General features: G+C 63.1%; 14 protein-coding genes. 7 read left to right on the plus strand and 7 right to left on the minus strand.

Annotated elements, in window-relative coordinates; genetic code table 11:
- Positions 1-17 precede the first annotated feature (17 nt).
- Positions 18-1088, plus strand: coding sequence for an S-layer glycoprotein N-glycosyltransferase AglJ (gene aglJ / locus VI340_RS05315; RefSeq protein ID WP_336329942.1), 1071 nt, complete (start codon positions 18-20; stop codon positions 1086-1088).
- A gap of 1 nt (position 1089) precedes the next feature.
- Here the strand turns inward: aglJ and VI340_RS05320 are convergent, their stop codons facing one another.
- The gene (locus VI340_RS05320) at positions 1090-1416 is read right to left on the minus strand and encodes a hypothetical protein (protein ID WP_008309691.1); all 327 of its coding nucleotides are present in this window, start codon (positions 1414-1416) and stop codon (positions 1090-1092) included.
- Positions 1417-1462: 46 nt separating this feature from the next.
- Entirely contained in the window at positions 1463-1813 is a 351-nt protein-coding gene (locus tag VI340_RS05325) for a winged helix-turn-helix transcriptional regulator (RefSeq protein ID WP_008309689.1), read from the minus strand.
- Between the two features lie 136 nt (positions 1814-1949).
- Here VI340_RS05325 and VI340_RS05330 point away from each other — a divergent pair, with 136 nt between their 5' ends.
- A complete protein-coding gene (locus VI340_RS05330) occupies positions 1950-2369 on the plus strand; it encodes a DoxX family membrane protein (RefSeq protein WP_008309686.1) in 420 nt (139 codons plus the stop codon).
- Between the two features lie 115 nt (positions 2370-2484).
- Positions 2485-4143 (plus strand): rhomboid family intramembrane serine protease, encoded by a 1659-nt coding sequence (locus tag VI340_RS05335; RefSeq protein ID WP_336357944.1) that lies wholly within the window; start codon positions 2485-2487, stop codon positions 4141-4143.
- Here VI340_RS05335 and VI340_RS05340 read toward each other — a convergent pair.
- The 4 genes from VI340_RS05340 to VI340_RS05355 form a co-directional block, all read right to left on the minus strand.
- The gene (locus tag VI340_RS05340) at positions 4140-4766 is read right to left on the minus strand and encodes an METTL5 family protein (RefSeq protein WP_336357945.1); all 627 of its coding nucleotides are present in this window, start codon (positions 4764-4766) and stop codon (positions 4140-4142) included. The two genes, VI340_RS05335 and VI340_RS05340, sit on opposite strands and share 4 nt — an antisense overlap.
- Positions 4767-4816: 50 nt before the next feature.
- A complete protein-coding gene (locus VI340_RS05345; RefSeq protein WP_336357946.1) occupies positions 4817-6376 on the minus strand; it encodes a sensor histidine kinase in 1560 nt (519 codons plus the stop codon).
- A 203-nt stretch (positions 6377-6579) separates the two neighbouring features.
- A complete protein-coding gene (gene dph2 / locus VI340_RS05350) occupies positions 6580-7626 on the minus strand; it encodes a diphthamide biosynthesis enzyme Dph2 (RefSeq protein ID WP_336357947.1) in 1047 nt (348 codons plus the stop codon).
- Positions 7627-7680: 54 nt separating this feature from the next.
- On the minus strand, positions 7681-8955 hold the full coding sequence (locus VI340_RS05355; protein ID WP_008309676.1) for a methyl-accepting chemotaxis protein: 1275 nt from the start codon (positions 8953-8955) through the stop codon (positions 7681-7683).
- A gap of 265 nt (positions 8956-9220) precedes the next feature.
- On the opposite strand from VI340_RS05355, the gene VI340_RS05360 reads away from it, so the two are divergent.
- The gene (locus VI340_RS05360) at positions 9221-9619 is read left to right on the plus strand and encodes a YlbF family regulator (RefSeq protein ID WP_008309674.1); all 399 of its coding nucleotides are present in this window, start codon (positions 9221-9223) and stop codon (positions 9617-9619) included.
- Positions 9620-9772: 153 nt separating this feature from the next.
- Here the strand turns inward: VI340_RS05360 and VI340_RS05365 are convergent, their stop codons facing one another.
- On the minus strand, positions 9773-10222 hold the full coding sequence (locus tag VI340_RS05365) for a universal stress protein (RefSeq protein WP_008309672.1): 450 nt from the start codon (positions 10220-10222) through the stop codon (positions 9773-9775).
- Positions 10223-10335: 113 nt separating this feature from the next.
- Here VI340_RS05365 and VI340_RS05370 point away from each other — a divergent pair, with 113 nt between their 5' ends.
- The 3 genes from VI340_RS05370 (at position 10336) to VI340_RS05380 (ending at position 13374) form a co-directional block, all read left to right on the plus strand.
- Positions 10336-11169: an MBL fold metallo-hydrolase gene (locus tag VI340_RS05370; RefSeq protein WP_008309670.1), complete on the plus strand. Its 834-nt coding sequence runs from the start codon at positions 10336-10338 to the stop codon at positions 11167-11169.
- A 171-nt stretch (positions 11170-11340) separates the two neighbouring features.
- Positions 11341-12438, plus strand: a complete 1098-nt coding sequence (locus tag VI340_RS05375) for a hypothetical protein (protein WP_008309668.1) — start codon at positions 11341-11343, stop codon at positions 12436-12438.
- A 39-nt stretch (positions 12439-12477) separates the two neighbouring features.
- Positions 12478-13374, plus strand: a complete 897-nt coding sequence (locus VI340_RS05380) for a hypothetical protein (RefSeq protein WP_336357948.1) — start codon at positions 12478-12480, stop codon at positions 13372-13374.
- Positions 13375-13379 lie beyond the last annotated feature (5 nt).

A 13379-nucleotide genomic window follows, 5' to 3' on the forward strand; every position in this document is an offset into this window, starting at 1 on the left:
TGGATGACGTTGAATCAATGGCCGACCGAGACGACGTCTGTATACTGTTGCCGACATTCAACGAGGCCGAGACTATCGAGTCGGTCGTGTCCGGGTTCCGCGAGCAGGGCTTCGACAACGTCCTCGTCATCGACGGCGGGTCGACCGACGGGACACAGGACCTCGCTGAATTGGCCGGCGCGCGGGTGGTCGAACAGTCCGGCTCCGGAAAGGGACAGGCCGTTAGAGAGGCGGTGACGCGCCACATCGAACAGCCGTACGTGCTGATGGCCGATGGCGACGCGACCTATCGGCCCGACGAGGCGGACAGGCTACTCGAACCGCTGTTGTCGGGTCAGGCCGCACACGTCATCGGAAACCGGTTTGCGGATATGCAACCCGGCGCGATGACGAAACTGAACCAGATCGGCAACCGCATCATCAACAGGGCCTTCGAGACGATTCATGGCCGGGACCTCACCGATATCCTCTCGGGGTATCGAGCGTTCACGCGACAGTCGTTCCAGCGGAGTTCGCTGACGGCGTCGGGCTTCGGTATCGAGACGGAGATGGCCGTCGAGTGTGTCAAACACAACATCTCGACGGCGGTGGTGCCAATCACCTATCAGCCCCGACCAGACGAGTCCGACACGAACCTCCGGCCGTTTCGGGATGGCGCAACGATTATACTGACGCTGTACCAGATGGCGAAGACGAACAATCCGCTGTTTTACTTCGGGAGCGTCGGGCTCGGGAGCACTGTGGTCGGGTTCCTGCTCGGCGCGTACGTGGCCTACGACTGGGTTGTCAACAGTATCTCACACGAGGTGATCGCCGTTGTCGGCTCGTTCGCCATTCTGCTGGGGATTCAGCTCCTCATGTTCGGCGTCTTATCGGATATGCTCGTGGCAGTGAACCGCGAGCAGACGCGCCGGTTAGAGGACATCGCCGTCCAACTCACACACGAGAGCCGCAATCGGCCGGCGGGCGTGTTCGACGACCAGCAGGTCGGCGGCGCAGAGCACAGCAAGAAGGGCGACGCGGAAGGCACCGAAGACAGCGATATAGAGACAGAGCCGGCGGTATCGCCGCACCAACCCGACGAGTAATTTAGAACGGGACCAGCGCGCGGAGCTGGGAGAGAATACTGTTTCTGGTTGCTTCCCGTTTCCGTTCGAATATCGGATGGAGGTCGTTGAGTAGCTCCTGCTCGTTGTCGAACTCCGTGGCAGTCGTCTCCTCGAGCGCCTCGGCGACGGTCATCGAGTGGCCCGACGCGTCGAACGGGACCGCGATGTGGCCGGCGGCGTCCCGGACCTCCCTCGCCGTCGCGGGATACTCGATGTCCACGTCCGACAGGCGGGCGTCGAGTGCCGCGATACCGAACTCGATGACGTCTGGCTCGTCGCTGTTATCGGCTGGTGGCCGTACTCCCATTGGTAAAGCGATGGGGCCGGGGGATAGAAAAGTCTGCGTTGTCGGATCAGCTCTGGCAACCGGCCAGCCACTCCTCGGCCCAGTCCTCGATTTCGTCGAACACTGGACAGAGGGATTCGCCCTTGGGCGTGAGCTGGTAGTACGTCGCGACGGGCGCGTCCTCTTCGAGCCGTCGGTCGACGAAGTCCATCTCCTGCAGGTCGTCGAGGACCCGCGAGAGGGTGCGGGAGCTGGCATCGGTGGCGCGTTTGAGTTCGTTGAACCGCTGTTCGCCGTTCTGGAGTTCGTGGAGGACGACCAGCCGCCAGCGCGATCCGATCTGTTCCAGCGACTCGATGACGGCACACGGCCCGCTCTCTTCCTCCTCGTCCGCGGCGGTGAATACTTCAGATGACATCGGTGCTACCTGGTATCTCCCTTGTCCGGGAACGTACAAATAGGTTCGCATACGAACCAAGTAACGTAATGAAACTACCAATCGCGGTTCGACAGTCTCGTAGCGAAACCACCCCTGCGCCGGAGGTGAGCGCCTGATGGCGTTCGAGTCCGCCGGGGCGGGCGAACTGTTCCTGCTTGGTCGCCTCCTGTTCGGTGGCGTCCTCGCCTTCACAGGCCTGAATCACTTCCAGAACGCCGGGCAGATGACCCCCTACGCCGAGGCGAAGGGGCTCCCAGCACCCGCGGCCTCGGTTTACGGAAGCGGCGGATTGCTCCTCGTCAGCGGTGTCCTCGTCGTCCTCGGGGCGTACCCCGTTATCGCGGCCGGGGCGCTGGCGACGTTCCTCGTCGCCTCCGCCGTCATGATGCACAACTTCTGGGCGGTTCCGGACGACCAGGTACAGGACGAGATGACGCAGTTCCTCAAGAACGTTGCTCTCGCCGGCGGCGCGCTGTCGCTGCTTGCGGTGGCCGGCACGTCCTGGCCCTACAGCGTTGGCATGTCCCTGTTCTGAGGCGACGTATCTGTCTGAGACGGCTGCCTGAGTCCGGTCCGCTCCCCGTTCGTCACTGTTGGTGAGTGACATCTGCCGCCATCCATAAGCCGTCCCGTACCCGAATAGCGGACAGATGATGCAGTCGCTGCCGACGCCGGCCATCCCCGCGTGGCTCCCGTGGCAGGAAGCGGTCGTTCTCACCGTGGTGCTCGCTGTCCTCGTTGCCGTCCGCCGCTTCTCGGATGCGCGACCTGGCGACAGCATACGGACACGGTTCCTCCTCGGGGTCCCGTGGGGGACGCTGCTGACGATGGCCGGCGTCGCGGCGGTGTACCTGTTCTTGCAGGGCGCGTGGTGGCACCCGCGGAACCCGCTCGTTACTCCGTTCCGGACGTGGTCGTACTTCTACCCGTTCGGGATGCTCACCGGGGCGTTCACCCACGGCAGCCAGGGGCATATTACGGGGAACCTCATGGGCACGCTGGTGTACGGGACGGTCGCGGAGTACGTCTGGGGACACTACCCTCGCAAGCGGGGCGTCCAGACCTTCACGTCGCTGCGGACGAACCCACTCGCCCGGATTCTGGCTGTTCCCGTCGCCATGTTCGTCGTCGGCGTGTTCTCCGCGGTGTTCGCCATCGGGCCGATTGTGGGCTTTTCCGGCGTGGTGTTTGCCATCGCCGGGTTCGCGCTCGTGGCGCGGCCGACGCTGTTTCTCGGTGCGTTTCTCGGAAACCGCGTGCTCGACCTCCTGTATTCGGCGCTTCGCTACCCCGTGTCGACGGCCTCGGGTCAGACCCGGTTCGTGACGCCGTGGTGGTCCAACATCGCCATCCAGGGCCACGCCATCGGCATTCTGGCTGGCGTCGTCGTGGCCCTCGCGCTCCTGTGGAACCGGAACGAACGCCCTGACACGCTGCGGGTGTTCTTTGCGACGCTCGTGTTCGCCGTCGCGCAGGGACTGTGGGCGGTGTACATACCGCTCGGTGGCGGCCGGTTTCGGCTGTTCCGCTGGGCCGGGACGGCGCTGGTGTTCGTTCTGGCGCTCGTCGTCGCAGCGGCGACCGTCGGTTCTGACCGGAGTTTTCGCCCGTCGTTTGACCGCCGGCCGGCGTCACTCGCAGTGATGGTCCTGCTCGTCGTCCTCGGCGCACTGAGTCTCGCTGCCGTCCCCACGAACGTCGTCGACCTGCAGGAGGACCAGCTCCCCGAAGACGGCATCGAGATCAGAGACTACGTGGTGACCTACGACGAGAACGTGCCCAACGCGTACTTCGAGAGCATCTGGGTCCCAACGCAGCGAGAGGGGGCGAGCGTCAACGCGAGCGGCATCATCGTCGCCAGCGCGGAGCGGGAGGTCTGGATCGCCGCCGTCCAGCCGGGCCGGCTCGCGGTCAACGGCGAGGAGCGGGTCACAGTCGGCGGGGCGACCTGGCGCGAATCGGTCTACGCGAACCGGACGGACTGGTCAGTGCTCGGCAACGACAGTGTCTATCGGGTCCAACTCAGGCGCGAGGGCGGCCAGCCCCGGACGGCCTACACCTCAGAGCCGTCGACGGCGGACGTGATACTGGACGGACGGAACGTGACAGTGGCTGCCCGGCAGAACGGGTTCGACGTGAGCGTAACGCGGGGGAACGAAACGGTCGGGCAGGCACCGCTCCCGGCGAACATGACGCGGACGCGGATCGGCGGGCTGACCTTCGAGCGGAACCGGTCGCGGCTGTACGCACGGACCGACGGCACTCGCGTCAAAATCGCGGAGCGCCGCTTGCTGGCGGCGCGGAACTAGGTCCAGTCGATGCGGTACACTTCCGCGGTGATCGCCTGCCGGTCCGATTCGTGGAACTCGAACTGTCGCGGCAGATCGAACTCCGTCTCGAAGGCGTGGGTCACCTCGCCGCCGTTGTCGGCGGCGAAGGACTCGACGAACGACTGGCTCCCCTCGTTGTGAATCGAGTAGGAGACGCCCGTGATGGACGCGGCGGTTTCGAGGAACCGACGGTCGGCGTGTTCGTTGTCCGACTGCGCGCCGAAGGGCGGGTTCATCACGACGGTGGTTTCCTCAGTGGGCGGACACAGCGGGGCTGTCGTGGCATCGGCTCGAACCCACGACACCGGCGTCGTCGACCCGACCTTCCGCTCGTTTTCGCGCGCCGTCGACAGTGGTGCGGGGTCGATATCTAGCCCGACCACCCGCGCCGGCGATCGCAGCGCTGCACCCAGCGCCAGCATCCCGGTGCCACAGCCGAGGTCGACGACCGTCTGTCCCTGGATATCGTCCTGGAGGTCCGCAGTATGGACCAGATGCGCCGCCAGGTTCGGCGGTGTCCGGTACTGTTCGAGACTGGCCCGTGGGTTGTCGAACCCGGCGACAACGGCGAGTTGCTGGGCGAGCGCACTCTTTGTCGGCATTACTGGAGATACGCCCGATTCATTCAAAAACGTTTGGAAATGCTCAGTAGTTATTCGGACGGGAGTGCGACGACGAATTCGCTGCCGCCGAGGTCGCTTTCTTCCACCCAGATGTCGCCACCGTAGCTGTCGACCATCACCGACACGAAGTAGAGTCCGAACCCAGTCCCCGTCGACTCGGTTCCACGCTCCCCTTTCTCGAAGATCGCCTCGCGCTGTTCGGGCGGTATCCCGGGGCCGTCGTCCGCGATGCGAAGGTGGACCATCGAGCCGACGCGTTCCGTCGTCACCTCGATTGTGGTGCCTGGACCGCCGTGCTCGACGGCGTTCGTCAAGATGTTCCCGACAACATCGTCGAGGAGGTCGTCAGCCACGACCTCGATGCCGTCAGGGATGTCTGTTTTGAGCGTGCAGTCCTCGTCCATCGAGGCCGCTTTTCTCGTGGCCCCTTCGACGACCGGCCCCAGTGCGATTGTCTCTGCTTCGGTCAGGCCGTCGTCAGACATCGTGCTCAGCACGCTCCGGACCTTCTGTGTGAGGTCGACGATATCCCGACTCCAGTCCAGAATCGTTTCGGCGTAAGTCGCCTGTGTCCCGCCGAGTGCGTCTGCAAGCGTTTCCGCACGCGCTTCGATGACGGTCATCCCGTTGAGGATGTCGTGTCTGAGGATGCTGTTGAAAAACTCCATCTGCTCTTCGCGGCGCTTGAGATCCGTGATGTCTGTCCCCTCGACGATTATTTTCTGCACGGTCCCGTCGACCGCTACTGGTCGGGCCACGACAGAGGTCGAGATCCGCTGGCCGTCTGCGCCGATATGCTCGGCCTCGAACCTGACCATCTCACCGTCCATCGCCCGCTCGACAGCATCCTGGCAACGGTACGCCACTGCCTCATTGTGGTTCCACCAGGGCGTGTCCCAGAACGGTTCCCCGAATATGGCTTCGTCATCAGCATCGACGAACCCGAGCGCTGTTTCGTTCGCCCTGAGGAGGTTTCCGTCAGCGTCGAGGATACCGATGAACGTCTCCGGTGAGTTGAACGTCGCTTCCAACAGCTGCTGGCTCTGCTCGCGTGTGTCGACAGCTAGCTCGCGTTCGATCTCCGCTTCGACCCACTGCGTGAGATGCTCGAACAGCGTCTGTTGCCAGTCCGAGAACTCAGAAATCGCCTCGTTGTCGTTGACGAAACACAGCGTTCCGTACTCCGCCCCGTCCGCTTGAAGTGTCGTGCCGACGTACGCCTCCAGTCCAAACCGCTCGTAGGCGGGGTCAGTCGACATTGACTCGCTCGCGTTGGTGACGACGTGTATCCCGGATTCGTCGAGGGTGTGTCTGCAGTACGTCTCCGAAAGCGGTGTCTCGGCCCCCGGCGTAATCGTCGAAGACAGGCCGCTACTGGCGACGATTGTGTGTTCGTCGCCGGAGACGACCGCGATATGCCCGTTCGGAAACCCCAGGTGTTCTCGACCGACGTCCAAGACTGGCTCGACACGCTCCCGAAACGAGGTCCCGCTGGCCGCCATCGCTGCAGTGAGGTCCTGCATAGCTGCCAGATAGCGATCTCGCTCCTCCGAGTCGCTACCCTCGGGACAGTCCAGCGGATCATCCATAGCAGGTGACTCGGTCTCCCGGGAGTTGAAGATTCGGACCCGTTTCTCAGGAGCTGAAATACGGTCGGTCCGTGCTGGTGGCACGAAATGTCCCGGAACTAGTTCGAACGAAACGGCCGGAAGAAACGCTATCGCCCGCGAGATCTATACGCCGAACCGATTACACACGGCCGTTCGGTACGCTCTCTTTCGAACAGACGATGCTACCAGGTACCTTTGAAGGTGTCGAACTCCAGGGATTCGAGCGGTTTCTCGCCGATAGCGATTTCGTACTCGCCCGGGGTGAGCATCGGCTTCTTGAACTGCGGGCCGTCGTCGGTGGTGATGCGCGGACAGCCGGTGTTGACGTAGGCGTCCATCCCGAAGTTCGTCAGCCGGTCCGGCGTCACCTCGTCCATCGTGATGAGGTAGGCGTTCTCGTTGTTGTCGACGATCTCCTGGGCCTTGTCCCAACGGCCCTGGCCGATTTTGGTACAGAAGATGACGCCCCAGGACTCGGCGTCCATCGCGCGGTGGACCGCGCCGTAGCGCTGCTTCATGAACTTCTCAGTGTCGGCGACGGTGACGACGTTGTTGACGGGATCGGCGATAACGACGTGTTTCTCGGGGTGTTCCATCGCCAGCCCGAGCGGGTGGAACTTCCCGCCGCCGACGTACAGCATCTGGTCGGCGTCGACGTCGGCGCTGGCGTAGTTACAGCCGAGCACCTGTCCCTCGTGGGTGAGCCGCTCGTCGCCCCGGCGCGTGTGGACGGTGTAGCCACGCTCTTCCAGCCACTCGCGCATCTCGTCGAACTTGTTCATGTGCTGGGCCGTCGTCACCAGCCCCACGTCGAGGTCCTCTTCGGGGTCCGCGAGCTGTTCCTCGCGGGCCTGCTCCATGATGGGGAAGACATCGACGTTGGAGAACAGCGGCACGTAGATGATCTTGTCCGATTCCTTCATCGGCGAGTGGCCGAAGTGGACGAACACGTCCGTCCGGCGCATCATGTACGTGTCGAGGTCGCAGGCCCCGTAACACGGCTGTCCCGAGAGCAGTACCGTCACATCGTCGGGGAGGTTCTCGCGGAGGTCGTCGGCGACGGCCGGGCCGCGGCGTTTCAGCCCCTCGGGGAACTGCAGTCCCACCTTCTCGGCGTCTCGCTCCTCGACGGCTTCGACGATTCGGTCGAGCTCGTAATCCCACTCGCGGTCGTGTTTGAGCGACAGTCCGGTGTTCCGGAGGTCGCCGTCAGTCCGCTCTTGACTCATTGCAACCCTGTATCGGTTCGAGCGCCATAACCCCCGTGTTTCGGCGAGCGACAGTTACTCCATAATCTCGGCGAGCTGTCGCTCGACCCGCTCGACGTTCTCCTCTAAGTCACGAGCCATCTGGTGTTGCGTCCCGTTGGCGTCAGCCAGTTCGTCGATGGACTCGGAGACCTCGGCGGCACGCTGGGCGATCTCGTCGATCATGCTGGCGATTTCTTCGGCGCTTGCGGCCTGGTCGTCCGTCGCCTCCGCGACCTCGCTGATACCCTGTTCCGTCTCCGAGGTCGCGTCGAGGATGGCCTGCTGGTTGTCTAGCACCGTCTCCAGATCGGTGAGGGCTTGCTGAACCGCATCGGTCGTTTCTTCGACGTTTTCGGCGGTGTTGTCGGCCATCTCGCGGACCTCGCCGACGATGCGCTCGACCTCGTCGGCGTGCTGTTTGGACTCGTCGGCCAGTTCCTTGATCTCGTCGGCGACGACCGCGAACCCGTCGCTGTCGCTGTTGCTCCGCGCGGCCTCGATGTTGGCGTTCAGCGCCAGCATGTTCGTCTGGTCCGCGATGTCGTTGATGACCTCGACGAACTCGTCGATCTCCTCGATGTGACCCCGAAGCTCCGTCGAGTCCGACGCGACCTGTTCGGCGGACTCAGTCGCGTCCTCGACGCGTTCGATGGTTTCCTCGGCAGTCTCGACGGACTCCTCGGCGAGCTCCCTGGCCTCGCCGCTCTGACTGCTCACTTCCTCGGCGCTGGAGGCGATTTCCTCGACGGTCGCGCTGAACCCGGAGACCTCGGACTGGACCTCGTCGAGGTTGTCGGACTGCTCGCCGGCCATGTCTTTGATCTCGTCGGACTGCTCGGTAACGGCCGCGGCGGAGTCGCTGATTTCGCCGACCGCCGACTCGACGTCCGTCGCCATCTGCGACTGGAGGTTCTGGAGCGCTTCGCGCTGTTCGACGATATCGCTGAAATCGATCAGTAGCTCTAGCGCACCGATAGCGTCCCCGCCGGGACCCATGAGCGGGATTGCCACTGCCCGCGCGTGTGCCATCGTCCCGTCTGGCCGTTCGGCCGAGCGGAACTCGTTTTCGCGGACTGGCTCCCCGGTTCTGATGACCTCCTGGGCGAGCGTCTCGTCTTGGCCTTCCGTCCCAAACACGTCGTAGGCGTTCATTCCGACCGCCTTGCTCGCCGGGAGCCCGAGCATACCTTCGACCGTGTCGTTCCAGTGTGTGATATCGCCGTCCGCGTCGACCACGAACGCCGCTTCTGGTAGATCTTCGACAAGCGACTCGAACGCGTGGAGCCAGAATTCTCCGCTGTTGTCCACAGATTCCGGCAGCAGTTCCCTCGCTGTAGCTTGTTTAGCCATTACCGTAAACAGCAATGACCTGGGTAAATGATTTCTGGCCGATTACAACCGCTGATAACTGAGTGCCGTCATATTGACACCGAGGAGCGACGGGAATTCACGACTGGAACAGAGTCCCACGGGGTAACAGACGCAGCCTGTCGTACCAGCACTGGGCAGCTATCCCGCCTGAAACAACCCGGTTTCGGCAGGCCTATACCGCCCGAGTCCATACCAATCGGTGATGAGCATCGAGACCGATACCGCCGCTGATATCGACGGTGACCACGTCGAGGCGCTCGCTACAGAGTTCGGCGAGGCAATCGCCGAGTTGCCGGTGTACCAGCGATTCAAGGAGACGAAAGACGCCGTCGAAAACCACGACGAGGCGCAGGCGGCCATCAAGGAGTTCGAGCAGATACGCGAGGAGTTCATGCTCGCCCGCCAGACCGGGAACGCCTCGCAGGAGGACCTCCGGAAGGTCCAGCAAAAGCAGGAGGAACTCCACGACATCCCGGTGATGAGCGACTATCTGGAGGCCCAGAACGAACTCGAACTGCGCCTGCAGGAACTCAACGAGATCGTCTCCGAGGAACTGGCCGTCGACTTCGGCCAGAAAGCCGGCGGTTGCTGCGAGGACTGAACAGCGGTACTTCTCGCGGTCGCGTTTTTCGCAGACTCCGAAGCTACCGGTCAGGAACGCAGATGCCGCCGACAGCTACCATCCGTCAGCCGCACTGTTCCACCGACAGCTATCGCCAGTCAGTGACACGGCCCCGCTGGCCGGGCTGTGCTGTCACTCCTCGACTTCGGTTTTCACCACGACCGCCGGTCGCTCGGTCAGCCGAAGCACCTTGTCGGTGATGCTGCCGAGGAGACTCCGGTACTCCGCCGGCCGCCGCTTCGTCCCGAGGACGAGCAGGTCGACGTCCGCTTCGTCGGCGGTTTCGATGATGGATTCGGCCGGCCGTCCGTGTTTCAGAGTCGTCGTCACGTCGACGCCGGATGCCTCTGCATCGGCCTCTATCCGGGCCAGCGTCTCCTGGCCCGTCTCTTCGAGGCCGTGTTCCGGCCCCTCCGACTCGTCGACGTACTCGTCGCCGCTGTAGGCAGTGTACACGTCTTCGTCGACGACATACAGCGCGTGGAGGGCCGCGCCGTGTTCCGCTGCGAGGGCAATCGCGTGGGATTCGGCGTTGGTCGAGGCTTCTGTCCCATCCGAGGCGAGGAGGATGTGATCGTACATACAGGTCGTATTTCTCCCAACTGGGAAATAAACCGAGGGTTCCGTTCTCAGACAGCGGGAGACGACCCGGCGTCTTCGAAACATCTTAGCGACCGGGCGTGGCATCTCTGCACATGACAGTCGAATCTGATTGGGACGACTGGCTCCCGCGTGCGGTGGAGTCGGCGACGCCTGACGGGCTGGCGATCTGGTATCTGGGCTGTAACGGCTTCATCGTGAAATCGAGCGGCGGAACGACCGTCTTCATCGACCCGTATCTCGGCACGGGCGACCCCCCGCGGACCGTGCGGATGGTCCCGGTGCCGTTCAACCCCGAGGACATCACCGAGTGCGACGCGGTTCTGGGCACCCACGAACACACCGACCACGTTCACGGGCCGTCACAGGCCCCGATTCTCGCTGGGACGGGCGCGGACTACTACACGACCGACAGCGGTCACGAAGTCATCCGGGAGGAAGCGTGGCTGGAGAACTACAGCGTCACCGACGACCAACTGCACGAAGTCACGGAGGGCGATACGCTCGAAATCGGCGACCTGACGGTCCACGTCGAACCGGCCAACGACCCCGACGCCGACCATCCGGTGTCGTACGTATTCGAACACGAATCCGGCACGTTCTTCCACGGCGGCGACGCCCGCCCCGGCGAGTTCGAAACCGTCGGCGAGCGCTACGACATCGACGTCGGCGTCCTCGCGTTCGGGACCGTCGGGATGATAGACGACAAGGAGACCGGCGAACCCACGCGAACGCAGTGGTACAACGACGAGAACATGATTATCGAAGCCGCGAACGAACTCCAACTGGACACCCTCGTCCCGACCCACTGGGACATGTGGAAGGGGATGACGACGGAGCCGACCGTCCTGCACAACCACGCCAACAGCTTCGCGCATCCCTCGACGCTTTCAATCGTTGAAATCGGCGACCGGTACGATCTCGACTGACAACGGTCTGCCAGTGTCGCACGGACGGTCTGTCCGTCTTTGCTGGCTCACGTCCTGTTCGTGTTACTGAGGTTACGTCTCTATATTATATTAACTAGTATCGTATAGAAAAAAGGTGTAAATGTTGGTCAGGTACGTACCTTTAATACTATTGCTGAGACCATACAGACCATGAGCAATTCGCAAGCCTACGACGAAGTCACTGTCGCCGCAGATGGCGTGACAGTGACCAAGCGGTTCGAGGCGGACGAGTTCCCCGTACCTGCGATAGCGTTCAATCTCACTTCGCGACGGTCTGTTCCGGTGACGGTCAGGCTAGTCGACACCGTTCCGGAAGACGTAGCAGTCGAGGATCTGGGCTTCCACCCCGAGTACGGCAGCGAGTACTGGGATATCAACGAAAACCGGATCGCTTTCGAGAAGGAACTTGAACCCGAAGCCGACTACACGACCGTCTACGGTATCCGTGCGACGGGAACCGACGACGTCGAGAAGTTCCTGACGGAACCCGAAATCGAGAGTGTGAACCCGCCTCTGGACGAAGATGAGGAAGACCTCGTCGGTGGGGGCGACGAGGCTGTTCGGGACGTTATCGCCGGTGACGCCGACAGCGTTCCCGGTCTGGAAGACGATGACGACGAGGACATCGAGACACTGGATCTTTCGGACCCGAACAACCCGGACTCAAGCGTCGAGGCCCCCGAAGAGAGCAACGCCGCACCGGCAGATTCCGAGGTTCAATCCGGCGCTGTCGTCGCGACGATGGCACAGGAAATCCGCGATCAGAACGTCTCCCCCGAAGACGTGAAGCTCCTCAAGCGCGCGCTCGACGCCGTCTCCGAGGACGACAGCGACGCCGGCGGCGTCAACGACGCCCGGATCCAGCGCATCCAGAGCGATGTCGCGGACCTCCGTGCGTACACCGACGCTCTCGAGGAGTTCCTCGAAGAGAACGGCACCGGCGAAGACATGATTCAGGAGTTCGGCGAGCGCCTCGATTCCTTCGAAGCGACTCTGGAGGATTTCGAGGACGAGGTCCAGTCGGCGACGGATGCAGCCACGTCCGCCTCCGATCAGGTCGACGACCTCTCCGGGGATGTCGAGAGCGTCGAAGGGCAGCTTGACGCCCTCGAAGACGATATCGAAGCTGTCCGCGAGGAGATCGACGACGGCGAACTCGCCGACCGGATCGACGAAACCGAATCGGAGATCGAAGAGCTCAAACAGTGGCGCGAACAGCTGTCGTCGGTTATCGGCGGCGGCGAATAACCGAACTCGTTTTACCGATCCCCCGTCTGTGCCTGCATAATGACGACGACGAGAGTGGCCGTTCCGCGCAAGGGCCGGCCCCTCGAAGCAGTGCTGGAGCGACTCGCCGGACGAACGGGGACGACCGACCTGGCCGACGATATCATCTCGACGCTTCGCTACGAGAAGGCCGTCACCAAGGGTAACCAGGACGCGGTCGCCGACGTGTACCATCGCATCAGCGACTACTCCTCGCTCGATGAGCCATACGAGCCGGAATACACGCTGCTCCGTGACGACCGCGACGGGATGCCCCGACGGATCGTCTTCGACAGCGTCACGGTTCCGACCGAACACGGTGACGTCCAGCTGGTCGGCCGCGAGGAGCCGTTCCGGGCGCTCCGGACCCACGAGTTCGCGCTCGGGTTCGACAGCGCCGACCTCGTTCTCGAAGAAGTCGTCCAGCTTCGGGACGAACCGCTGACCGCCATCCACGAGATCAACGACCGCATCGATCCGCTGGATACGGACGTACGGGTCGTGACCGGGCTGGGAGATACGGTGTACCACACCCTGCTGGCGACGCCGGAGGTCATGGACTCACAGGACGGCCCCCTCGACCGGGCCTTCGTCACCAACTACGAGGGCGAACTCTGCATCTCACCGCGCTACGAGCGACTCGTCGAAGCCGTTCTCGGGACGAGCGCGCTCGACGGCGTCTCCTTTACCTATCCGACGGAGGGCGGCGAAGAAGAGGAAGACATCGCGGCGACCGGCCTCGGCGTCTACCTCACCGTCACGGGGTCGACCGCGCGCGACCACGGCCTCGAACTCGGCGAGCAGTTGTTCCCCAGCGAGACCGTGCTTCTGGAAAACGCCCACGAGCGCACCGAGACGACGAAACAGGTCGCCAGTCTGTTCGAGGAACCGGAAGAAACAGCGCTGCAGTCGGTCTAAAACCG

Origin of the sequence: Haloarcula sp. CGMCC 1.6347 (assembly GCF_037078395.1) — an archaeon.
Classification (GTDB): Archaea; Halobacteriota; Halobacteria; order Halobacteriales; family Haloarculaceae; genus Haloarcula; species Haloarcula amylolytica.